The sequence below is a fragment of the Pseudoalteromonas sp. J2K-J031 genome, from assembly GCF_058197095.2.
In genome coordinates this window covers 2,162,760-2,183,664 of record NZ_CM200279.1, presented here as the reverse complement: position 1 = coordinate 2,183,664, position 20,905 = coordinate 2,162,760, and the positions used below count along the sequence as shown (strand labels likewise).

Genomic DNA, 20,905 nt, shown 5'->3' with positions numbered 1-20,905 from the left:
CGCTTATTTTAGTCTTGCGATGCTTGTAGGGCTAAAATATCGATTTCCCAGTTAAGCAACATGTCATTTAAAGCCATTAAAGGCAGTCCTATTAATGAATTAGGATCTCGTCCTTCAAAACGTTCAAATAAGCAAATTCCTAACCCTTCACTTTTAAAGCTTCCTGCACATTGAAATGGTTGCTCTGCGTCAACATAATGCTCGATTTGAGCCAAAGTCAGTGTGCGAAAATACACATCAAAGGATTCAACAGTGACCTGTTGTTTATTGGTTTCACTATTGATTAGGGCAAGGCCTGTTAAAAAAGTAACTTTTTGGCCACTAAATGCGCTCAATTGTGCAATTGCGTTTTCTTTATTGTGAGGTTTACCAAGAATACTTTGATTAAAAAGAGCAACTTGATCTGAGCCGATGATAATTGCATTTGGGCTGTTTTTTGCTATGTCTTGGGCTTTGTTTAAAGACAAGCGCTTGACTAATGCTAAAGCTGATTCGTTTGTTAAGGGTGATTCATCAACATCAGGTGAAGCAGTCTCAAAAGGTAGATTAAATTTTTTTAACAAAGACTGACGAAACACAGAGGTTGACGCTAAAATGATGCGTGCGGTCATAGTAATCCTATGTGATAATAGATGCCTGAGCAGAGTAGGCCGCTAAGGTACGAAATGCAAAGGAAAGTTTATTTTTATTTTGACTATGTTGGTAACTATCTATATGATGCAGCCCCTATGCAAAAGGTAAAGATTCCTACAAATATTGATCCTGTCAAAATTGCGAAACAACGCCTGACTTATGATGGTATTGTGACGTTTGACAATTTCGCTCGTCTTGGGCAAGTTGTACAAGAGAAAATAGGCGAGGTACAGGTAAAAGTTCATTGTGATTATGATGCGCAGAAGCGTTTGGTGATTTACAGTCATGTAAAAGCACCAGTCACTTTAACGTGTCAGCGTTGTAATGGCGATATTGGGTTGGATTTGGAACTAGACTTAGCTTATGCAGCAATTGCTGCGGGCAAATCGTCTGATCATTTGCCTGACTACTATGAAGTTGTTGAGTTAAATGAGGAAGGTGAAGTCAATCTTCATCAGCTTATCGAAGATGAGTTGATATTGGCTATACCAATAGTACCAATGCATGAAGAATCACTATGCCGTTATTCACCAGAGCCTATCAGCTTTGGCGAAATTGACGAAGTAGATGAAAAACCAAATCCATTTGAAATTTTAAAACAACTTAAGAAAGATTCTTAGGAGAAGGCTAATGGCTGTACAAAAAAGCAAAAAGTCTCGTGCACGTCGCGGTACTCGTCGCGCTCACGATGCGTTAAGCGCACCAACTTTAACTGTTGATCAAGTTTCAGGTGAGACTCATCGTCGTCACCACGTAACTGCTGACGGTTACTACAAAGGCGTTAAAGTAATTTAATTTCTTTTTAAGAGATTATATTATGCCAAATAATCTAACCATAGCGTTAGATATAATGGGGGGCGATTACGGCCCCCGTTCATCTCTTCCAGCTGCAGTTGAAGCTGCAAACTCTATTGAAAATTTAACGCTTATCCTATGCGGTAATGAGCGTCTGATCCGTACTGAACTAACTAAGCGCGGCGCTTTGACGCACCCACGAATTCATATTCAGCATTGTTCCGAAATGGTTAACAATGATGACAAGCCTTCTTTAGCATTACGTAATAAAAAAGACTCCTCTATGCGTGTTGCATTAGAGCTAGTAAAATCTGGCCGAGCACAAGCGTGTGTCAGTTCAGGTAATACCGGTGCTTTATTAGCGACTGCTCATTATGTTTTAAAAATGCTTCCAGGCATTTCGCGTCCAGCCTTAATTACCTCAGTCCCGACGCAAACTCCAAAACCTGTTTATTTGCTCGATTTAGGGGCGAATGTGATTTGTGATGCTGAAACGTTATTTCAGTTTGCAATAATGGGTTCGGTTGTTGCGGAGCAAGCTCAAAATTTAACGAAAGCTCGTGTTAGTTTGCTCAATATTGGCGCTGAAGAAATCAAAGGGCATGATTGTATAAAAGAAGCTGCAAAATTAATGCAAGCCAGTAAGCACCTTAACTATATTGGTTACAGTGAGGGTAGTGATATTTTTACTGGTAAAGCGGATGTGATTGTGTGCGATGGGTTTGTTGGTAATGTCGCCCTTAAAACCTGCGAAGGTATCGCCAAACTTATCTTTTATAAATTGAATAAAGCATTGAATAAAAGTTTTTTTTATAAAATTTTAGCCTTTTTACTTACTCCAGTATTAAAAAAGCTCTATAAAAGGGTGAACCCCGACCAGTATAACGGTGCAAGTCTGATAGGATTGCGCGGAATTGTGGTGAAAAGTCATGGAAATGCCTCAGATAAAGCATTTTTAGCCGCAATAAAAGAAGCTGTACGCGAAGTTGAACGTCAATTGCCAGAGAAAATTCAGCGCAAGTTCGAACAAGTTTTAGCTCAAGACACTGCTAAAAAAGATTGAAATAGTTAATGGCTATTAAATACTAAAGCGGTGTGATTAATTGTTAAGTCGCTTTGGAAATAGTCACAATAATAAATTCCTGCTGCTTATCGTCATACTTATCTCATCGTAACTCGGCTATTGAGTTGTGATGAATGAGTCATTTTTTTTGTAAAAGAAGAAAATTATATGTCAGAAAAATTTGCAATTTTATTTCCTGGTCAAGGCTCTCAGTCAGTTGGCATGCTTGCTGATTTACTCGCCTCTTCAATTGTGGTTCAAAATACTTTCGCAGAAGCATCAGCTGCGCTTGGGTATGATTTGGCCGCTTTAGTACTAAATGGACCAGAAGAAAATCTGAATCAAACCGATAAAACACAACCTGCATTATTAACTTCAAGTGTGGCTATCTATCGTCATTGGTTGGCGCAAGGTGGTGCTAAACCTACCGTTTTAGCCGGTCATAGTTTAGGTGAATATTCTGCTTTGGTGTGTGCTGGTGTGTTGTCACTGGCTGATGCGGTTATATTGGTTGAAAAGCGTGGTCAGTATATGCAACTTGCTGTGCCAGCAGGCACGGGCTCGATGGCTGCAGTGATTGGTTTAGCCGATGACCTTGTAGCACAAGCTTGCCAAATTGCAGCGCAAGGTGACGTTGTCGCACCTGTTAACTTTAATTCACCAGGCCAAGTGGTGATCGCGGGTGAAAAAGCTGCAGTTGAGCGTGCATCAGCAGCATGTAAAGAAGCGGGTGCAAGAATGGTTATGCCACTTGCTGTATCAGTACCTTCGCATTGTGCATTAATGAAACCTGCGGCAGATAAATTAGCAAATGATTTAAATGCGATTGATTTTAATATTGCTGACATCAATGTGATTAATAATGTCGATGTTGCGATAGTGACTGAACAAGCTCAGGTTAAAGATGCGTTAATTCGCCAGCTTTATAGCCCGGTTCGCTGGACAGAAACCGTGCAACACATTGCTGCACAGGGAATTACCACCACCTATGAATTTGGCCCTGGTAAAGTATTATCAGGCCTTGCAAAACGAATTGATAAATCAGTGTCTTGTGTATCAGTAAACGATGTTGCATCGATCACTGCTGCATTAGCGCAAGAATAATAACGGAACAGCAAATGAATAATTTATTTTCTTTAACGGGTAAAGTTGTACTCGTCACAGGTGCAAGCCGCGGTATTGGTAAATCAATCGCAGAAACCTTAGTTGCACAAGGTGCTACGGTTGTCGGGACAGCAACAAGCGAGTCTGGTGCGGCTGCAATTTCAGAATATTTAGGTCAGGCTGGTAAAGGTTATGCGTTAAATGTGACCGATATTGCATCGGTTGAAGCGGTATTAGCTGCCATTCAAGCTGATTTTGGTGATATTGATGTGCTGGTTAATAACGCCGGTATTACACGTGATAATTTGTTAATGCGTATGAAAGACCAAGAGTGGGATGACATCATTGATACCAACTTAACGTCAATTTTCCGCTTATCAAAAGCTGTATTACGTCCGATGATGAAAAAACGTGCTGGTCGTATTATCAATATTGGTTCTGTTGTGGGTACTATGGGGAATGCCGGCCAAGCAAATTACGCAGCAGCAAAAGCGGGTGTGATTGGCTTCTCTAAAGCACTTGCTCGTGAAGTGGCATCACGTGGTATTACAGTTAACGTTGTTGCGCCTGGTTTTATTCAAACGGATATGACCGATGAATTAACTGCTGAGCAAAAAGCTGCAACGCTTGCGAATGTTCCTGCAGGGCGTTTAGGTGCACCAAACGAAATTGCAGCAGCAGTGGCATATTTAGCTTCTGATATGGCGGCTTACGTTACCGGTGAAACTCTCCATGTAAATGGTGGGATGTACATGATCTAAAGTCAGTGCTAAAGTATCGCCGTCGTAAAAAATAGAGAACTTCGACGATCTTACTGAATTTTAGATTGATATCGCTGTTAAAATGAGCGATAAAAGAGTGTTTTTAGGTTCATGAGGTTTGACCAGATCAAAATTTTTGGTTTAATTCTTGAATCACATTATTTTGCACCGTAAACTACGCTGCAATCTGAAAAGTAACGCTTTAGCGTTTTAATAAAGGAAAGAAGAATGAGCAACATCCAAGAACGCGTTAAGAAAATCATCATTGAGCAACTCGGTGTTAAAGAAGAAGAAGTTAAAAATGAATCTTCTTTCGTTGATGACTTAGGTGCAGATTCTCTAGACACTGTTGAACTTGTAATGGCTTTAGAAGAAGAATTTGATACTGAGATCCCAGACGAAGAAGCTGAGAAAATTACTACAGTTCAAGCTGCTATCGATTACGTAACTGCACACGCAGAGTAATACATAGCAAATTAAGGGCAGCATTCGCTGCCCTTAATCTATCTATAATCCCCTAATTTTTAAAACCAACATTTTTTCCCATTGGAGGACACTGTGGCTAAACGTCGAGTTGTAGTTACTGGCTTAGGTATGTTAACCCCGTTAGGTAATGACGTTATGTCTACTTGGCAAGGGTTGCTAAATGGCGAAAGTGGTATTGATTTAATCACACACTTTGATACGTCGAACTTTGGAACTAAATTTGCTGGCACATTAAAAAACTTTGATGCTTCGTTATACATGGCACCAAAAGAAACTAAAAAAATGGATTTATTTATCCAATACGGTATCGCTGCAGGGGTTCAAGCGTTTAAAGATTCTGGTCTTGAAGTGACAGAGCAAAATGCCACGCGCATTGGTGTTGCTGTTGGTTCAGGCATTGGTGGTTTAACTTTAATAGAAGAAAACCACATTAAATTACTCAATAGCGGTCCTCGTAAACTTTCTCCCTTTTATGTGCCTTCGACCATCATAAATATGATTTCTGGTCACTTATCGATTATGCACGGTTTACGCGGCCCAAATATTTCAATTGTGACGGCATGTACGACAGGCCTTCATAATATCGGTCATGCTGCACGCATGATTGCTTACGGCGATGCCGATGCGATGGTTGCAGGTGGTGCTGAAAAAGCATCAACGCCAATTGGCATGGGTGGCTTTTGTGCTGCACGTGCGCTTTCTACTCGTAATGATGATCCAAAAGCAGCGTCACGTCCATGGGACAAAGACCGTGATGGTTTTGTTTTAGCTGATGGTGCGGGTGTGATTGTGCTTGAAGAATATGAACACGCTAAAGCTCGAGGCGCAAAAATTTATGCTGAGCTCGTTGGTTTTGGTATGAGTGGTGATGCATACCACATGACATCGCCACCAGAAGATGGCTCAGGCGCAGCATTAGCCATGGTTAATGCGCTTAATGATGCACAAGTTAACGCTGAGCAAGTCGGTTATATCAATGCGCATGGGACATCAACAAATGCAGGTGATAAAGCCGAAACTGCAGCCGTTAAGTCAGTGTTTGGTCACGATGCTCATAACGTAATGGTGAGCTCATCAAAATCAATGATGGGTCATTTACTCGGAGCGGCAGGTTCTGTTGAATCAATTATCAGTATTTTGTCGTTACAAGAGCAAAAAGTAACACCAACCATCAATTTAGATAACCCAGACGAAGGGTGCGATCTTGATTACGTACCGCATACCGCTCGTGACGCGAAACTTGAGTTTGCATTATGTAACTCATTTGGTTTTGGTGGCACAAATGGTTCGTTATTGTTTAAGAAAATCTAATCTATTAGCAATTGGTTAACCTTGTTATACTGGCAAGATTAACCAAATAGACCGAGAGCCTGGTTAATATCGGGCTTTTTTATGAATAAAATACAGTTCACCACGCTTGATACCACCACCGTTTCTACCTCTGATCGAGGTTTAAATTATGGCGATGGCTTTTTTACTACCGCCAAAATAGTTGATGGTACCATTGAATTTTGGTCACTTCATTGTGAGCGATTGCGTCAATGCCAAGAGCGCCTGTTGTTTCCTGAACTTGATTTAGCGCATTTGCACCATCAATTGCTATCACTTATAGATGGATGTCAGCTAGGTGTACTCAAAGTGGTGATCACCCGAGGAGTAGGTGGCCGAGGCTACAGCGCACCAGAAAACCCACAGCCACACGCTTTTATCAGTATTAGCCCTTATCCAGAGCATTATGTCGCTTGGCAACACAATGGTATTAGCTTGGCCCATGCTCAGACCCGCTTGGGTTTACAACCGCTTTTCGCCGGATTAAAAACCTTAAACAGACTTGAACAAGTGATGATAAAAGCTGAAATAGGCCAAAGTGGAGCAGATGATGTTTTAGTATATGATTTAAACGATAATGTAATAGAAACATCGGTCGGTAATATTATTGCAGTCAAGGAAGGGCAGTTTTATACCCCAGATCTGAGCCAATCAGGGATTTTCGGCGTTTATTTACAACATGTCGCGCAGTACCACCCAATACAGACTCGATGTATGACGGCGCAAGACATTGCTTTGATGGATGCTGTTTTTTGTTGTAACAGTTTAATGGGGCTTGTGCCTATTAAATCAATTGGCAATCAATGTTATGATCAAAGCATTGCAACCAAATGGCGAACAGAGCTTAATCCTAGTGCGAATTAAATTATTATTAATAGTAACAGTGTTCATTCTGGCCCTTTTAAGTGGAGCGGTGTGGCAATTTCAACAACTTCCCAAGCAAGCTTTAATATTAGATAAACCTCGGTTATTTTTAGTGCAATCTGGTGTTGGATTAAAAAAACTATGCCAACAATGGCTTGCTACCTCTTTAGTCGACTCATGCTTTGGCTTAGAAGTGCTAGCGAAGCTCGATCCTAGTTTAACAGATCTGAAAGCGGGCATGTATCAATTACGCCCAGGAACAGTGCTTGATAATGTCAGACGAATTAACCAAGGTGATGCGTACTTATTTAGTTTTACCATTATTGAAGGTCAAACCTTATACCAAATCATCGATAAAATTGCAGCAGCTCCGTATTTGAACGTACCAAACTTTATATTTGAACTTGATGAGCTTGAAGCTGCACTTAATTTTACTGGCGAGCACCTCGAGGGGTGGCTGTATCCTGAAACCTATTATTATCGGGCAAATGAAACAGCTGTTTCATTATTAAAACGCGCGACCACTAAAATGAAAGCGTATTTGGAACAAGCTTGGGAGCGCCGTGCAGAAAATTTACCCTATACAACAGCTTATGAAGCACTGATCATGGCTTCGATTATTGAAAAAGAAACCGGTCTTGCTAGTGAGCGGCCTTTAATAGCATCCGTTTTTATTAATCGACTCAACAAAAAAATGCGTTTGCAAACCGATCCAACTGTTATTTATGGTTTAGGAGATGCATTTGATGGGGATATTAAACGCAGCCATTTAAAGCAATTAACCCCATATAACACTTATATGATTAACGGCCTACCACCGACACCCATTGCGAGCCCCTCGGCCGCCGCGATTGATGCGGCACTGCATCCTGCAGCGTCTGATTTTTATTATTTTGTCGCTAAAGGGGATGGTAGTCATCAATTTTCCAAAACGCTGAGTGAGCATAATGCTGCTGTGCGAAAATACCAATTAAAGAAGTAATATGACCGCAAAATTTATTGTAATTGAAGGTTTAGAAGGCGCGGGTAAATCAACTGCAATAGCCTTATGCCAAGAAGTATTAACAGCCCATCAGGTTTGCTTTGTAAATACGCGAGAGCCTGGTGGCACACCGCTTGCGGAATCTTTACGTAGTCTGGTTAAAGCAAACCACCAAGAAATTATGAGTGCAGAAGCCGAGCTTTTGATTATGTATGCAGCACGTGCACAGTTACTGACAAATGTGATCCGTCCTGCGCTTGCAAATGGGCAATGGGTGCTAGGTGATCGTCATAATTTATCATCGCTTGCGTATCAAGGCGGTGGTCGTGAACTCGATAGCAGCACCTTAAATGCCCTCAGTGAGATTGTACTTAAAGGTTTAAAACCAGATTTAACCATTTACCTTGATATTGAACCCGCTGTTGGCTTATCGCGCGCAGCGGGTCGGGGTGAGCTTGATCGCATTGAACAAGAGCAATTGAGCTTTTTTGAACGTACACGGGCGAAATATTTAGCGATAGCCGCCAGTGATCCCACCATCAAAGTGGTGCAAGCAGGTCAAGAAGTAACCGCTGTTCATAAGGATATACGCGCTGTTTTAACTGCCTTTTTAGCTGAGCAGGAAAAATGATTTATCCTTGGCTTGCTACGCGTCATCATATGTTGGCTCATGCATATCAGAATCAAAAGTTGCACCATGCATTGCTACTCCAAGGTGTACAAGGAATTGGCAAGCAAACCATGGCCGTGCACCTTGCTAGTGCGTTATTGTGCCCAAATCAACAGCATTTAACGGCCTGTGGACACTGTAAATCGTGTCATTTACTGAACGCGCAAAGTCATCCCGATTATTTGGTGTTAGGCTATGATCAAAAGACGATTGGTGTTGATGAAGTACGCAAAATTGCTGATTTTTGCCAAACATCCGCAGGGCAAGGTGGTTCGAAAGTTGTGGTTGTGAATGATGCTGATTTAATGACCACCGCAGCTGCCAATGCGTTACTAAAAACTTTAGAAGAACCAGCAAAGAATCGTTTTTTAATTTTGGTATCAGCACAAGCTGAGCGTTTGCCAGCCACAGTACTAAGTCGTTGTAACCAAGTTACCTTAAATGTTGATGAGCCACAGCATGTAACACAATGGTTGGCATCAACGGATAATCAAATAGCTCTGCAAACTTGGCATCATTTATTCTTACATCAACCATTATTATTGTTAAAATGGCAGCAAAATAATGAAAATGCCGCTTTAAATGATCTCTATGAGTTAGTTCAACAGTTAAAAAATGGCATTCAACCACAGTTACTTGTTGATATTTTGCAACAAAAATCAGAATATAGCAGCGTGTTTTACATCTTTGCTTGCGATTATGTAAAACAAGCCTTACTAAAACAACAACTCGATTTTAAGGCTTACCAATTTTGTTTACAGCACTTATTGAACTTCCAACAAGCGCTAAAACAAGTATTAGGATTAAATTTGCCACTGGCAGTCAGTGATTTAGTGTTTGCTTTACAGCAGCAATTGAAACGTTAGGGTGTATTTTGCAAGAATTGTTAATAGATTTTGAAGATTTACGTGAATTGTATAAATCATATATGCCGTATTTAAAAAACGGTGGTTTATTTGTGCGTACTAATATGCATTACGAAATGGGCCAACCCATGGCACTTCGCGTAACATTACCTGATGCACTTGAAGAAGATGTCGTGACAGGCTCAGTGGTCTGGCTCACTCCACAAGGCAGTCAAAATGCGAATCCGCCGGGTATTGGTATTGGTTTTATCGACGATAAACATCTATTGCGTGATAAAATAGAACGAATTTTAGGTAGCATGCTCAATTCGGGTGATGTGACCTACACTATGTAGTAAGTAAATATTGTGATAGTAGACTCTCATTGTCATCTCGATAGACTCGATTTTGACAAACTCGATTTAAATCTTGATCAAGTTCTTGATCAAGCAAGGCAAAAACAAGTAGAACATTTTTTATGTGTCTCGGTCACTTTACAGCAATTTCCGGGGATGTTGGCCAAAATTGCTCAGTATCCTGACGTTTCAGCTTCTTGTGGGGTTCATCCACTCGATCAAAAAGATGCTCTAGATAAAGACTTATTATTAAAACTCGCCGTTGACCCGAAAGTAGTTGCGATTGGTGAAACAGGGCTTGATTATTTCTACAGTGCAGACACCAAGCAAGTGCAACTTGACTCGTTTGTTGGCCATATTGAAGTCGCCCGAGAACTGAAAAAACCATTAATTATACATACTCGTGATGCGCGCCAAGACACCCTGTCGTTATTAAAAAGTCACAAAGCAGATGAAGTAGGCGGTGTGTTGCATTGCTTTACTGAAGATTGGGAAATGGCAAAAGCAGCCATCGATTTGGGTTTTTATATTTCAATCTCAGGTATTGCTACGTTTAAAAATGCGGTTGAGCTGCGCGACGTAGTAAAACAAATTCCATTAGATCGTTTACTCATTGAAACTGACTCTCCTTATTTGAGCCCAGTCCCTCATCGTGGTAAAACGAATCAACCAGCTTACGTACAAGATGTCGCTTATTTCATTGCTGATTTAAAAGGGTTGAGTTATCAACAATTGGCCAGCGCAACCACCGCCAATTTTTATAACTTATTTCAATTAGCCGCAAAAAATTAATAATTGTGAATGACTAACCCTCCACTAGCTTTACCTTTTTTATTGCTCGGTCCACAAATTCGCCGAGCAGAACCTAACGCCATCTGCATCAGTGTTGCAACGACTACTACCGCAGCACTGACCATTGAATTAATTGATGTTGAGCAGTATCAAGTAGAAGAAACGCTTATTACCCTCGGTGACGCGCTTTTTTTGCGCTTTTTTAGTGTGCGTTCTGACTTAGGATTTCCTACAAATACCTTAATTGGTTATCGCTTAAACAGCGATGAACTTATTGATTTAGATGATTTTTGTTATGACGGTGCTGATACGCCTCAATTTATCATTCCGACAGATCTGACCCAAGTACTCCATGGCTCATGCCGAAATCCACACCATGATAGTCAAGACGGACTTGTAGCGGCCGATCATTATCAAGCCAAAAGCCGCCAAGCGGGTGAAATAGGCGCGCAGTTACTCATCTTATCGGGTGATCAGGTTTATTGTGATGATGTTGCTGCGCCCATGCTGCATAGTATTCATCAAGTAATTAAACTTTTGGGTATTTATCCCGATAAAGGCATTGATTTGGCATTGCCCGCGACACTTGAGCAACAATTGTATAAGCGTGCTGAATATTTACCCATCACACCTTGGCGTGAGCGTGATAAAACAGAGCTGGGTTATTGGTTACGCAAAGATTGGGTGCACTTTACCAGTTTAAAAGCAGCCAACCACCTTATTTTTTTTGAAGAATTTATTGCGCTGTATGTGTTAACGTTTAGCTGTCGAATTTGGCCTTGTCTTGACAATACCTTAGGAGATTTGTCGTTATTTACGCCAAAACAACAGCAATTGTTTCAACATGAGCAGCAAACGGTTCAAGCCTTCGCTCAAGCTTTGCCGGCCTGCAGTCGGTTATATGCCAATATCAGTACCTTAATGATGTTTGATGATCATGATGTAACGGATGATTGGAATTTAACAGCGGCGTGGGAGCGAGCGGTTTATCATAATAAAAACAGCCGACGTATTATAGCCAACGGCCTCATCAGCTATTGGTTATTTCAAGGGATTGGCAATGATAATGGCGAAAAAACAGCTGCGTTAATTCCAGCATTCAAACAATCTCTCGTTGCAAAAACGTGGCAATTTAAAAAGTTTGATATGCTTATTTTTAAGTTTGATCAATGGTCGTATCAATTGAATTGCAATCCGACCGTCGTTGTGATTGATTCACGAACAAAGCGTTGGCGCAATGAGCAAAATTTTCATGAACCCTCAGGCTTACTTGATTGGCAGCAATTAACACAACTAGAAGATGCCTTGGTGGGTAAAGAAGAAGTTATTTTAGTGTCACCTGCGCCAGTGTTTGGGGTTAAATCAATAGAAGCTATTCAGGCCGTTTTTAACTTTTGCGGTCAACCTTTATTAGTTGATGTTGAAAACTGGATGGCTCATGAAGGAGCGGCACGAAAACTAATGCAAATTTTTCGCCGAGAAGATACTCCGTGTGAAACGTTAATTTTATCGGGTGATGTGCATTATTCGTTTTGTTTCTCGGTGCAAGCACGTTTTAGTCAGCGCGATAACCGTATTTGGCAACTGACCGCCAGCGGCATAAAAAATGAATTTCCTCATACACTTCTCAAGTGCTTAAATAAACTCGATAGTGTTTTATATGGAAAATTTAGTCCACTCAATTTCTTCACCAAGCGTTGGCAAATGAAAGTTGCCAAACATACATTAATCCAAAATGAGAAGCAGCATTTGCTCAGTAAAAGTGGGATCAGCTTGATTAGTTTGGTTGATCATAAATTAGTCAGCTATCAAATATTGCATGGTGAGGGTGAGTGCAGCGAATTTGATTTGAACAAATCATAATTAACCTCAATGTAGGATAATTCATTCATATTGCATCAACAGTTTTTTCAGCGCTGACCAAAATGAGTGAGTTTATAGCCAAGATAGAGACTAAAAAGAGTGATTAATAAGCTTCTTTACCTCTAGCAACCTCATTAACCTGAACTCTGGATAATAAATCTATCTCCAGTGGCTATTTTCAACGATAACTACGTTGAGTTTACTTGCAATAGACCCGCTATTGACGCGTAAACTCGCCTTGTTATCACTGTAAATCTCCGTCTGGAGAATTTTTTATTTTGATATAAATTAAATCAATACGTTAGATAATCTCTTAACCAGAGCTCAAGTTCATTAAAAACAAAAAACCAGTGTTTTTGGATAAAACTAATTGCAAATAGCAGAGTTACAGTATTGAAAAAATGTCACGAAGAGGAAGAAAAAACGCCTAGGACCAATCCGAATTGTCCTAGGCATAGGGGAATGGCTCAGATGAGCCGTGCGCTAACTTAAAAAATTCCACATACTTTAGGGAGAAGTGAAAGTAACGTTAAGTGTAGTTAACAAAGTTAAAAAAGTATAAAAAAAACACAAATATTTAAACTGTTTCAAAACAAATACTTATTATAATCATGACCTGTTGAGATACATGTTACTCACATTTTTTACCCCGTTTATTCCCAAGTTATCAACTGGTTATTGCGAACAAGATCGCGCGGTAAGCTATTCTTAATTTTCGATTTTTGCCATTTTCCTAGGCCAATCACTGAACCGCATAATCGCAGTAATACTTCACCACTGTCGCTCGTTGAGGTAGGTAGATTAATGTCTTTTCCCTGAAAATAATCATTTGCTTGTAGAGATGACAGTTCATAGCTATTTTTGCGTGCTAAATGGCCAAAGCAGGTTGCAAACTCATGGCATAGCCTCACACCCGTGCGGTGAGTTTGGCCCACTAAAATCCCCATGCGGCTGTATTTAATTTTTTCGTTAATCGCAGTAAATTCTGTCGGGAATAACCACACTTCTTTATCACGTAGATGCAGCTGTCCTGGTAGTGTCTCGATGCCAAATTGTTTTTTTAATTCGTTTAATAGAGCCTGCGTTTCTTTTTTACCGTAAAGCGCAAACGGAAACTGGCCTTTTTTACTCTGTGGTTTTGGGTGAGGCGTATGGCTAATTTTTTTGAATTTTGCAACAAAAAAGCCTTCAGTATCATAAAGCTGAGGCCAAATATGCAGATATCCCTCGGACGTTGCGGCGCGCTTGGCATCAAAAAATAAATCATCGAGTTTAACGACTTCAATTTGTCCGGCAAAGGTATCGAGTAAATACTGACACACTTCTTGGTTTTCAAGAGGGGTTAGGGTACAGGTTGAATACACTAAGGTACCGCCTGTTTTTAATGCATAAAAGGCACTTTCAATGAGCTGTTTTTGCACTTGTGCGATGCTTTGATTGGACTCAATTGACCAATTTTTTAATGCGTCTGGATCTTTGCGGACTGTGCCTTCGCCCGAGCAAGGGGCATCGAGTAAAATATGACTGAAGCTTTGCTCCATGTAAGGGCCAAATACGGCCGCATCAAAATGTGATAATGCGACATTAGCAATGCCTAAACGTTGCATATTGGCGCTTAGGGATTTGAGTCGTGATGATGAAAATTCATTCGCCACTAATACGCCGGTATTATTCATTTGAGCAGCGATTTGAGAGGTTTTAGAACCCGGTGCTGCCGCCATATCCAGCACAATGCAATCGGTTAAATCACTTTGCTGTTGTAGCGCAAAGACAGGCAACATCGAACTTGCTTCTTGAATATAAATGGCACCGCTTAAATGGATATCAGTATTGCCTATGGATAAATTTTGTTGCGCGTGTGGGCGTTGATACCAAAATCCTTCTTCGCACCAAGGCACAGGGCTAATTTGCCAATCATGCGCTGCGGCATAGGCCTTAAAGTCGGCCACCGACATTTTTAACGTGTTTACTCTGAGCGCAGGGCGAAGAGGGCTTTTGCAGCTGGTTAGGTAATCGTCTAAAGATAAATGACTCGGTAAATAAGTCTGCACATCTTCAATGAATTCTGCGGGGATAAAAGTATGTTTGTCCAATGTGGTTGCCTTGGATTTTTGCGATACGTAATGATATCAGCAAAGCAGGGCGGGATTAAATAAAAGCCTATAAATTGGCATTTATTGTGACTTTTTAGCGCTAAAATGAAACAATTGCGCGATAAAAAATAATAAAAACTCGTTATGCTTAATAAAATTTGGTTATCCTTTTTCATCATTGCTTTTTTTTCGGCCCTGGCTACTTGGATTGGCGGCGATGGCTTGGTATTTGAACGCATGGTGCAAGCGTTATTTAATATGGCAAAAGTCTCCGTTGAAATTGCCATTGGTTTGGTTGGGGCATTGTGCTTTTGGCTGGGGGTAATGAAGGTGGCCGAGCATGCCGGCATGGTGAGTGTTTTATCGCGGGCGCTGTCGCCTTTATTTGAAAAGTTAATGCCAGAAGTGCCAAAAAACCACCCTGCATTTGGTTCTATCACTATGAATTTAAGTGCTAATTTGTTGGGCTTAGATAACGCTGCGACACCACTTGGCATTAAAGCGATGCATGATTTACAAAGCATTAATCCACAGAAAGACACCGCCACCAACGCACAAATTCTGTTTTTAGTACTCAATACCAGCTCAGTAACCTTATTCCCAATTGCTGTTTTTGTTTATCGTGCCCAGCAAGGCGCGGCATCCCCTACCGATGTGTTTATTCCTATTTTATTGGCGACATTTAGCTCAACCCTAGTTGGGTTATTAGTGGTGGCATGGATACAAAAGTTAAAGTTGTATCATGCTGTCACTTTGGCTTATTTAGGCACCATTATCGCGGCCATTTTGGCCTTAGTGTTGTATTTTTCAACTTTGGCGGCGCAGCAGTTGAGTTATCAATCGGCTGTGCTGAGTAATTTTTTAATTTTTACCTTTGTATTGCTGTGTTTCTGCTGGGCGTTTTATAAAAAACAAAATGTCTATGAGCAATTTATTGACGGCGCCAAACAAGGCTTTGAATTTTCAATGTCATTAATTCCTTATTTATTGGCGATGCTGTGTGCCATCGGTGTGCTGCGTGCCAGTGGTGCGCTGGATGTGGCATTAGATGGATTGCGCTACTTAGTCGCACTGGCCAATGGCGATGCCCGCTTTGTTGATGCGATGCCTACGGCGTTTATGAAACCTCTCAGTGGCTCAGGGGCACGTGCAATGATGCTTGAAACCATGACCACTCACGGGCCAGATTCTTTTGCTGGGCGGCTTGCTTCAACCATTCAAGGCTCTACTGAAACTACTTTTTATGTGTTAGCCGTGTACTTTGGCGCGGTTGGAATAAAGCATACTCGCCATGCAATTGGCTGTGGCCTAGCTGCTGATTTTGCTGGAATTATGACTGCGATCGTGGTGTGTTATTGGTTTTTTGGTTAATGAAATAGTCTCTATCTTTATTACAGCCATTTGTTAAAGTGGGTTAACTAAAAAATACCAGCGATAAATCGATGACTTTAACTCAACTCACACTCTTTTTTGGCTGGGCCAGCTGCATTAGTATGGCCATGCTCAGTATTATTTTTATTTTATTGTTAATGTTTAACAAAAGCATTTTAACCTTGCACAGTCAGCTTTTTAATGTCACTGAGGATGAGTTAAATCTGATTTATCTCAAGTATTTAGCCCAGTATAAAATATTAATGTTTATCTTTTTTATCGTACCGTATTTGGCCTTAAAAGTGATGGCATGGTAAAAGTTCTAACAAAAGAAGGGTAAAAGATGTTTATTGTATCAATCACGTATCGTACTGATTTAAGCCAAGTTGAATTGTTATTGAACGAGCACTTAGATTTTTTAGATTCGAATTACCAAGCGGGACATTTTTTAGCATCGGGGCCAAAAGTGCCGCACACAGGCGGCATTATTTTGGTTAATATGCAAAGTCGCGCAGCGCTACATACGTTACTTGAAAATGACCCGTTTTATCGTGATGGTATTGCAGTATATGAAATTACTGAATTTAGCGTCACTAAAGCGACAGCAAACTTAAGTGAGTTAGTGGCAAAAAGCAGCTAAAGCTGCTCGATATTGTCTAAACACCATTTTGCACGATTGAGGGTCTCGGTTTGGCTTTGTAAGCTTTGTTTATCCCAATTGCGATATATCATGCCTATGCGTGGGTTATGCTCAAGTCGCTCGCGATGCTGAACCATAAACTGCCAATATAAACTATTAAGAGGACACGATTTTTCGCCCACTTTTTCTTTTACTTGGTAGTGGCAGTCGTTGCAGTAATCACTCATTTTATTTATGTAATTGCCACTTGCGGCATACGGTTTGGTAGCAACAATGCCATTGTCGGCAAATTGCGTCATACCGCGGGTATTGGGTAACTCAACCCATTCAATCGCATCGATATAAATACCTAAGTACCAGTCATCTACTTGGTCGGGGTGAATGCCGGTTAATAAACAAAAATTTCCCGTGACCATCAAGCGCTGAATATGGTGGGCGTAAGCCGTGTTTAAACTTTGGCTGATGGCGTGGTGCAAGCACCGCATTTTAGTTTTGCCATGCCAAAAATAGGTGGGTAAGTTTCGCTGTGCCTCTAACGTATTATACGTTTTGTAATCGGGCATATTCGCCCAATACACACCGCGCACGTATTCGCGCCAGCCTAAAATCTGCCTTACAAAGCCTTCGACTTGAGCCAAATTGATAGCCCCGTTAGATTGTTCATACGCAGTGATTGCTGCTTGAATAACCTGAAGCGGGGGCAGCATTTTGCAATTAATCGCAAACGATAATCGGCTGTGGTACAAGCTCCAACTGTGTGGGCTTTGCGCTGTCATTGCATCTTGAAAACGACCAAAGTTGGGGAGTAAATATTGGCAAAAAAACGCGAGCAATTGTTTCGCTTGAGTGCGGTTGACCGGCCAAATGAAGGGCTCAGTCAGTTGACCTATGGTTTTGACGTGATGGCGAACTAAGCGCGCTTTAATGTCACTGACATCAGTTTCAAATAATAATGGTGCAGGAATAGTGGCTAAATCGGTTTTTTTGAGTTTTACGCGGTTATCGGCATCAAAATTCCATTGCCCACCTAGCGGCTCGCCATTGTTCATTAGCAGATTAAAACGCTTGCGCATTTTGCGATAAAAATGCTCCATGGTGACATGTTTATCTTTTTTAAAATACTGATTTATTTCAGTAAAAGGCAGCATAAAATGCTCGCTATCGACGCAAACTTTGGTAATGGGAGTAAGGTCTAATTCTGCTAACTGCTCTGCGAGTCGGTACTCGTCTGGTTGTTGGTATTCAAAGGTGCGGCACTGATATTGTTGGCATAAACGGGCAATTAAATGGGGTAAATTGGCATCGTGCTCGGTATCATCAAGGGTTAAGTGTAAAACGTTAAAACCCGCTTGTCTTAAGGCGTTGGCAAATTGGCCCATAGCGGCAAAAAAACCACACACTTTTTGAATATGATGTGGCGCATAATCCGTTTCTTGGCGCAGCTCTGCAATCACATATAAGAAATTGTCTTTGTCTTGTTTAAACCAAGAGTGATTAGCGTTGAGTTGATCACCTAAAATTAACCGTAAGGTCGAAAACGATGTGTTCATAATACTCCTATCGGCCAATCGACCATGTCGGTGTGATTGATTGCTTGGCAATGTTTGTCGCCTTGCCAAAAAGTAACAAAGGCGTTGTTTGGATCGTACAACGCTGCTTGTTTTTTAATATGAAAATGACGACCTCCACGGGGATCTGGGCCAACGCCTGCTAAATATTGCCAGTTGCCCCAGTTGCTGCCAACATCATAATCAATTAAGCGTTGTTCAAAATACGCTGCGCCATAGCGCCAATCAAGTTCAAGTTCGTTGACAAAGCAACTGGCCACAATTTGTCGCCCTCGGTTTGACATCCAACCGGTTTCATTCAGTTCATGCATTAAGGCGTTAACCAGCGGATAAGGTGTTGAGCCTTCACACCATTGTTTAAAACGACTCGGATAAAAGCTGGTGGCAAGCGATTTTTGCCTCACACCACCTGCGCTAAATAATCGCTGTTGGTGTTTACGCGCATACCAAAAAAAATACTCTCGCCACAGTAATTCAAAATAAATCCAATAGGTTGATTCATTGGCACCATGAACTGCTTCGTATTGTTTAAGAGCTGCCATCACTTGACGAGGGCTTAAAGCACCGTGAGCTAAAAACCCCGAAAGTTTAGTTGAAAAATCATCGCCCATTAGCGCATTGCGTGTTTCTTTATAAATACTTGGGGCTTTGCTTGAAAAGTAGTGATGAAGATAAGCATGGGCCGTGATTTCGCCCCCAGCATAATAACTATTAAACGCCGAGGGCTTTAAATCGTGTTTTTTATGCTCAGTTGATAGCAGTGGAGGTGGTAAATAAGTGAGCGCCTCTAAAGGCGTAGGCACGGTAAGTTGCTCAAACAGTTTGCGACACGGAGTAAAGCTTTTTGGTAAATCTGCAAGTTCAAATGGTAAATCAGCAAGACGAAATAAACTGCTGCCTGAATGCGCGCAAAAATTGACCGCTCGAAAGGTTGCTTGCAAATATTGCCAATGGTGTTGTTCGTTAAAGCCCGCATGAATTGTGCGGCCAATATCAGTAACGCCATAATGTTTGATGTAATGGCCGATAACTCTAGGCACAGAGCCGTGTTCAATCACTAAAAACTGATTCAATAAACGTAAGTTTTCATCAAGCTCAACCAGATGTTGTTGTAAAAAACCAAGTTTGGCTGAACTTGGTTGGGTTTGGCTAAATTGCTGACTAAACGCATCTTGTGGTGCATGAACATATAAGCAAATTAGGGTATCAACGCTATCGGCTAGCGCTTTGAGCGCTGGATTATCGAGTACCCGCAAATCGTGATCAAAAATAAATAAGCCAATTTTTTTCATAAGGACATATCACAGTCTTGTCATTGAGATAACCTGCCAATACGCATCATCAGGCCAAAAAGACCAATAAACCCGTGTTCAACGCAATGCCTTACACAGATGTGAGTTTGACAACACCTACAAAGGTTGGCAAAGTAAAAAATGAATAAAAACAGATGTTTTTAACTTAATAATAGGGAATAATTTATGTTTAAGTCGCGAGTTTTGGCTATGTTTGTTATTGTGCTCTTAGTTGCCACCACATACGTACACGCAGGGCAAAGCGAAACACTAACCATTACCTCAGCACAATTTAAAACGCCGATTGAATACACAGTCACGCTACCAAATGATTACCATAACGAAAATAAGCAAGATAAACGTTACTATTTGCATCTTGATATCCATCCGCGTAGCCACGGTTATATTAGTCAACTTAATGATTGGCTCAGCCATAATGGTGAATGGCCATGGCCACAAGCTATTGTAATCACGCCAAAAAATTACCACAGTGAGTTTGCCAAACAGTTTGAACAGCTGATCAAGCAGCCCGATGATCCGCTTTTACTTAATTATTTTGAGCACGACTTATTGGCCAGTATCGATAAACAATACCGTACCAATGGTTTTCGCAGCTACAGCGGCTTTATGGGCAATGCAGCACTAGGTTTACATATATTGCTTAATCGGCCGCAGTTATTTACCGGCTATATTTTGGCCAGCCCAAGCCTTGACAATAATATGTTTAATATCAGCCAAAGTGCGGTTGAAAAATTAAAAGTCAAAGACGACAAACTACGTTACCTCTACATCTCGATTGGAGAGCATCAATATGAGCAAAATAGTATTGATGCGGTAAAAAAGTTTGAATATGCCTTGAGTCAAACTGCGCCCAGCACATTAGAGTGGCAAGTGGTGTATAACCGTACTAACAATTACATGTCGCAACCTATTATTGCGCTTATCAATGGTATAGAAGGCCTTTTTGCCGATAAGTTTACCCCGTTAGCAGCAGATTCGGCGATTTCTCAGCAAGGCGCCGATGCTATTATTGCTTATTACCAACAGCTATCAGCTAAAAAATATGGGTTTGAAGTCTCAGCCGAAAGTTCGTTAAAACATTTGGCTGAGTCTTGGATTACTACCGAACCAAATAAAGCACAAGCCTTATTCAGTCGTATTATTGTGCTTTATCCTGAGTCGTCTTATGCACAATCGTCTCTAGCGGCTTTTTATGCAAGCCAAGGCAATCTTGAACAAGCGATTGCCGCGCAGCAAAAAGCGGTCGAAAAAGCTAAAAAATTGGTTGAGTGGCATCAGTTAAAACAGCAAGGTCAACTTGAACAATATCAATTGCAACTGATGCAACAAAAAGCTAAACAATAGGCAAAATAACTCTGGGCATGTTATTGCAGGCAA

22 protein-coding genes are annotated in these 20,905 nt (G+C 41.0%); 18 read left to right on the top strand and 4 right to left on the bottom strand.

What is annotated here, in order from left to right; genetic code table 11:
• Nucleotides 1-8: 8 nt before the first annotated feature.
• On the bottom strand, nucleotides 9-611 hold the full coding sequence (locus tag AC3KZC_RS09835) for a Maf family protein (protein ID WP_490578715.1): 603 nt from the start codon (nucleotides 609-611) through the stop codon (nucleotides 9-11).
• Between the two features lie 117 nt (nucleotides 612-728).
• Between AC3KZC_RS09835 and yceD the strand changes: the two genes are divergently transcribed.
• The 14 genes from yceD (at nucleotide 729) to AC3KZC_RS09765 (ending at nucleotide 12,543) form a co-directional block, all read left to right on the top strand.
• Entirely contained in the window at nucleotides 729-1,253 is a 525-nt protein-coding gene (gene yceD / locus AC3KZC_RS09830; RefSeq protein ID WP_490578780.1) for a 23S rRNA accumulation protein YceD, read from the top strand.
• A gap of 10 nt (nucleotides 1,254-1,263) precedes the next feature.
• Nucleotides 1,264-1,428 carry a 50S ribosomal protein L32 gene (gene rpmF, locus AC3KZC_RS09825; protein WP_490578716.1) on the top strand — a complete coding sequence of 55 codons (165 nt, stop codon included), beginning with the start codon at nucleotides 1,264-1,266 and terminating at the stop codon, nucleotides 1,426-1,428.
• A 22-nt stretch (nucleotides 1,429-1,450) separates the two neighbouring features.
• Nucleotides 1,451-2,491: a phosphate acyltransferase PlsX gene (plsX, locus tag AC3KZC_RS09820; RefSeq protein ID WP_490578717.1), complete on the top strand. Its 1,041-nt coding sequence runs from the start codon at nucleotides 1,451-1,453 to the stop codon at nucleotides 2,489-2,491.
• A gap of 168 nt (nucleotides 2,492-2,659) precedes the next feature.
• Nucleotides 2,660-3,595 (top strand): ACP S-malonyltransferase, encoded by a 936-nt coding sequence (gene fabD / locus AC3KZC_RS09815; protein WP_490578718.1) that lies wholly within the window; start codon nucleotides 2,660-2,662, stop codon nucleotides 3,593-3,595.
• A gap of 14 nt (nucleotides 3,596-3,609) precedes the next feature.
• Nucleotides 3,610-4,356 carry a 3-oxoacyl-ACP reductase FabG gene (gene fabG, locus AC3KZC_RS09810; protein WP_490578719.1) on the top strand — a complete coding sequence of 249 codons (747 nt, stop codon included), beginning with the start codon at nucleotides 3,610-3,612 and terminating at the stop codon, nucleotides 4,354-4,356.
• A 228-nt stretch (nucleotides 4,357-4,584) separates the two neighbouring features.
• The gene (gene acpP, locus AC3KZC_RS09805) at nucleotides 4,585-4,821 is read left to right on the top strand and encodes an acyl carrier protein (RefSeq protein WP_009840252.1); all 237 of its coding nucleotides are present in this window, start codon (nucleotides 4,585-4,587) and stop codon (nucleotides 4,819-4,821) included.
• 93 nt (nucleotides 4,822-4,914) lie between these two features.
• Nucleotides 4,915-6,153 carry a beta-ketoacyl-ACP synthase II gene (gene fabF, locus AC3KZC_RS09800; RefSeq protein WP_490578720.1) on the top strand — a complete coding sequence of 413 codons (1,239 nt, stop codon included), beginning with the start codon at nucleotides 4,915-4,917 and terminating at the stop codon, nucleotides 6,151-6,153.
• A gap of 81 nt (nucleotides 6,154-6,234) precedes the next feature.
• Nucleotides 6,235-7,035 carry an aminodeoxychorismate lyase gene (gene pabC / locus AC3KZC_RS09795; RefSeq protein ID WP_490578721.1) on the top strand — a complete coding sequence of 267 codons (801 nt, stop codon included), beginning with the start codon at nucleotides 6,235-6,237 and terminating at the stop codon, nucleotides 7,033-7,035.
• Entirely contained in the window at nucleotides 6,980-8,017 is a 1,038-nt protein-coding gene (gene mltG, locus AC3KZC_RS09790) for an endolytic transglycosylase MltG (protein ID WP_490578722.1), read from the top strand. Before pabC ends, mltG begins: the two co-directional genes overlap by 56 nt.
• 1 nt (nucleotide 8,018) lies before the next feature.
• The gene (gene tmk, locus AC3KZC_RS09785) at nucleotides 8,019-8,648 is read left to right on the top strand and encodes a dTMP kinase (RefSeq protein ID WP_490578723.1); all 630 of its coding nucleotides are present in this window, start codon (nucleotides 8,019-8,021) and stop codon (nucleotides 8,646-8,648) included.
• Nucleotides 8,645-9,553 (top strand): DNA polymerase III subunit delta', encoded by a 909-nt coding sequence (gene holB, locus AC3KZC_RS09780; protein WP_490578724.1) that lies wholly within the window; start codon nucleotides 8,645-8,647, stop codon nucleotides 9,551-9,553. The genes tmk and holB overlap by 4 nt, the downstream gene beginning before the upstream one ends.
• Before the next feature lie 8 nt (nucleotides 9,554-9,561).
• Nucleotides 9,562-9,888 carry a PilZ domain-containing protein gene (locus AC3KZC_RS09775; RefSeq protein WP_490578725.1) on the top strand — a complete coding sequence of 109 codons (327 nt, stop codon included), beginning with the start codon at nucleotides 9,562-9,564 and terminating at the stop codon, nucleotides 9,886-9,888.
• A gap of 12 nt (nucleotides 9,889-9,900) precedes the next feature.
• Entirely contained in the window at nucleotides 9,901-10,680 is a 780-nt protein-coding gene (locus tag AC3KZC_RS09770; protein WP_490578726.1) for a TatD family hydrolase, read from the top strand.
• A gap of 9 nt (nucleotides 10,681-10,689) precedes the next feature.
• Nucleotides 10,690-12,543 carry an alkaline phosphatase D family protein gene (locus tag AC3KZC_RS09765; RefSeq protein ID WP_490578727.1) on the top strand — a complete coding sequence of 618 codons (1,854 nt, stop codon included), beginning with the start codon at nucleotides 10,690-10,692 and terminating at the stop codon, nucleotides 12,541-12,543.
• A 653-nt stretch (nucleotides 12,544-13,196) separates the two neighbouring features.
• On the opposite strand, the gene rsmF is transcribed toward AC3KZC_RS09765, so the two are convergent.
• The gene (gene rsmF, locus AC3KZC_RS09760; RefSeq protein ID WP_490578728.1) at nucleotides 13,197-14,636 is read right to left on the bottom strand and encodes a 16S rRNA (cytosine(1407)-C(5))-methyltransferase RsmF; all 1,440 of its coding nucleotides are present in this window, start codon (nucleotides 14,634-14,636) and stop codon (nucleotides 13,197-13,199) included.
• Between the two features lie 144 nt (nucleotides 14,637-14,780).
• On the opposite strand from rsmF, the gene AC3KZC_RS09755 reads away from it, so the two are divergent.
• The 3 genes from AC3KZC_RS09755 (at nucleotide 14,781) to AC3KZC_RS09745 (ending at nucleotide 16,647) form a co-directional block, all read left to right on the top strand.
• Nucleotides 14,781-16,007, top strand: a complete 1,227-nt coding sequence (locus AC3KZC_RS09755; RefSeq protein WP_490578729.1) for a spore maturation protein — start codon at nucleotides 14,781-14,783, stop codon at nucleotides 16,005-16,007.
• A gap of 71 nt (nucleotides 16,008-16,078) precedes the next feature.
• A complete protein-coding gene (locus AC3KZC_RS09750; RefSeq protein ID WP_490578730.1) occupies nucleotides 16,079-16,324 on the top strand; it encodes a DUF6868 family protein in 246 nt (81 codons plus the stop codon).
• Nucleotides 16,325-16,350: 26 nt separating this feature from the next.
• Nucleotides 16,351-16,647, top strand: coding sequence for a YciI family protein (locus AC3KZC_RS09745; protein WP_490578731.1), 297 nt, complete (start codon nucleotides 16,351-16,353; stop codon nucleotides 16,645-16,647).
• Here the strand turns inward: AC3KZC_RS09745 and AC3KZC_RS09740 are convergent.
• Nucleotides 16,644-18,197, bottom strand: a complete 1,554-nt coding sequence (locus tag AC3KZC_RS09740; RefSeq protein ID WP_490578732.1) for a cryptochrome/photolyase family protein — start codon at nucleotides 18,195-18,197, stop codon at nucleotides 16,644-16,646. The genes AC3KZC_RS09745 and AC3KZC_RS09740 overlap by 4 nt on opposite strands.
• Nucleotides 18,194-19,507 carry a DASH family cryptochrome gene (locus tag AC3KZC_RS09735; RefSeq protein ID WP_490578733.1) on the bottom strand — a complete coding sequence of 438 codons (1,314 nt, stop codon included), beginning with the start codon at nucleotides 19,505-19,507 and terminating at the stop codon, nucleotides 18,194-18,196. Before AC3KZC_RS09735 ends, AC3KZC_RS09740 begins: the two co-directional genes overlap by 4 nt.
• A 186-nt stretch (nucleotides 19,508-19,693) precedes the next feature.
• On the opposite strand from AC3KZC_RS09735, the gene AC3KZC_RS09730 reads away from it, so the two are divergent.
• Nucleotides 19,694-20,872 (top strand): esterase, encoded by a 1,179-nt coding sequence (locus AC3KZC_RS09730; protein WP_490578734.1) that lies wholly within the window; start codon nucleotides 19,694-19,696, stop codon nucleotides 20,870-20,872.
• Nucleotides 20,873-20,905: the final 33 nt, after the last annotated feature.

Bases quoted from the DNA above. Each gene is read 5' to 3' on its own strand.
- AC3KZC_RS09750 (WP_490578730.1), top strand. From the start codon at position 16,079: ATGACTTTAACTCAACTCACACTCTTTTTTGGCTGGGCCAGCTGCATT.
- acpP (WP_009840252.1), top strand. From the start codon at position 4,585: ATGAGCAACATCCAAGAACGCGTTAAGAAAATCATCATTGAGCAACTC.
- rpmF (WP_490578716.1), top strand. From the start codon at position 1,264: ATGGCTGTACAAAAAAGCAAAAAGTCTCGTGCACGTCGCGGTACTCGT.
- AC3KZC_RS09755 (WP_490578729.1), top strand. From the start codon at position 14,781: ATGCTTAATAAAATTTGGTTATCCTTTTTCATCATTGCTTTTTTTTCG.
- AC3KZC_RS09835 (WP_490578715.1), bottom strand. From the start codon at position 611: ATGACCGCACGCATCATTTTAGCGTCAACCTCTGTGTTTCGTCAGTCT.
- fabG (WP_490578719.1), top strand. From the start codon at position 3,610: ATGAATAATTTATTTTCTTTAACGGGTAAAGTTGTACTCGTCACAGGT.
- fabD (WP_490578718.1), top strand. From the start codon at position 2,660: ATGTCAGAAAAATTTGCAATTTTATTTCCTGGTCAAGGCTCTCAGTCA.
- pabC (WP_490578721.1), top strand. From the start codon at position 6,235: ATGAATAAAATACAGTTCACCACGCTTGATACCACCACCGTTTCTACC.
- holB (WP_490578724.1), top strand. From the start codon at position 8,645: ATGATTTATCCTTGGCTTGCTACGCGTCATCATATGTTGGCTCATGCA.
- AC3KZC_RS09765 (WP_490578727.1), top strand. From the start codon at position 10,690: ATGACTAACCCTCCACTAGCTTTACCTTTTTTATTGCTCGGTCCACAA.
- tmk (WP_490578723.1), top strand. From the start codon at position 8,019: ATGACCGCAAAATTTATTGTAATTGAAGGTTTAGAAGGCGCGGGTAAA.
- AC3KZC_RS09730 (WP_490578734.1), top strand. From the start codon at position 19,694: ATGTTTAAGTCGCGAGTTTTGGCTATGTTTGTTATTGTGCTCTTAGTT.
- AC3KZC_RS09740 (WP_490578732.1), bottom strand. From the start codon at position 18,197: ATGAACACATCGTTTTCGACCTTACGGTTAATTTTAGGTGATCAACTC.
- yceD (WP_490578780.1), top strand. From the start codon at position 729: ATGCAAAAGGTAAAGATTCCTACAAATATTGATCCTGTCAAAATTGCG.
- mltG (WP_490578722.1), top strand. From the start codon at position 6,980: ATGATCAAAGCATTGCAACCAAATGGCGAACAGAGCTTAATCCTAGTG.
- AC3KZC_RS09735 (WP_490578733.1), bottom strand. From the start codon at position 19,507: ATGAAAAAAATTGGCTTATTTATTTTTGATCACGATTTGCGGGTACTC.
- AC3KZC_RS09745 (WP_490578731.1), top strand. From the start codon at position 16,351: ATGTTTATTGTATCAATCACGTATCGTACTGATTTAAGCCAAGTTGAA.
- plsX (WP_490578717.1), top strand. From the start codon at position 1,451: ATGCCAAATAATCTAACCATAGCGTTAGATATAATGGGGGGCGATTAC.